The organism is Vibrio sp. 10N.222.49.C9 (genome assembly GCF_041474985.1).
GTDB classification, from domain to species: Bacteria; Pseudomonadota; Gammaproteobacteria; order Enterobacterales; family Vibrionaceae; genus Vibrio; species Vibrio crassostreae_C.
In genome coordinates this window covers 1-278 of record NZ_JBFRVD010000616.1, presented here as the reverse complement: position 1 = coordinate 278, position 278 = coordinate 1, and the positions used below count along the sequence as shown (strand labels likewise).

Here is a 278-nt window from a genome sequence, read left to right as displayed (position 1 = left end):
AGCTAGAACACCAGATACATAAGGTCGAAGAGAACTCTCAAACTCTTCTTCAGTCTCTTTTTGCTCTACCATTTCGTTCAGCAGGATCTGCCGATCCCAAAATACTTCTGGTACCTCGCACTCAGAGAAAACCGCATCACCATAAGCAGGCATAATCGTACTTACACCATGCGACCCAAAGTATCTAGTCTCACCCAATTCACCACCAGAATATTCCAAAAAGAATTGGTACCCACGTTCTGTCTGTAGACCTAGCGTTCTTGCTGCATACCCTAGCG

General features: G+C 45.3%; 1 protein-coding gene. It reads right to left on the bottom strand.

The window, feature by feature from the left end; all coding sequences use genetic code 11:
• A partial coding sequence (locus AB4585_RS24750; protein WP_372171401.1) for a hypothetical protein occupies positions 1–278 on the bottom strand: 278 nt, incomplete at both ends.